Raw genomic sequence first — 422 nt, forward strand, 5'->3', positions numbered from 1 at the left:
AACCGGCGGCGCCACGAGGAGGAGCAGCGGGCCGCGCTGGAGAAACTGCGGGTGGTGGTGGACGAGGACATCACCGCGTTCGGCGAGGAACTCGACCGCCTCGACTTCCACCCCGGCGAACCGGGCGCGGACGACGCGATGCGCGCGGACTACGCGCACGCGCTGGACGCCTACGAGAAGTCCAAGTCGTTCATGGCCGCGGCCCGCAAACCGGAGGACGTCCGGGCCGTCACCCAGGCCGTGGAGGACGGCCGCTTCGCCCTCGCCTCCCTCGCCGCCCGGCGGGAGGGACGCCCGCTGCCGGAGCGCCGCCCGCCCTGCTTCTTCGACCCGCGCCACGGCCCCGCGGTCGCCGACGCCGTCTGGACGCCACCGGGCGGTGCCGAGCGCGAGGTCCCGGTGTGCGCGGCCGACCGGGCCCG

Annotated in this window: 1 pseudogene; it reads left to right on the forward strand. The window is 76.3% G+C overall.

What is annotated here, in order from left to right:
- Positions 1-422: pseudogene (locus B7767_RS38345) on the forward strand (hypothetical protein); the annotation flags it as partial.

It is taken from the genome of Streptomyces sp. 13-12-16 (assembly GCF_002114215.1).
In the GTDB taxonomy this organism is placed as follows: Bacteria; Actinomycetota; Actinomycetes; order Streptomycetales; family Streptomycetaceae; genus Streptomyces.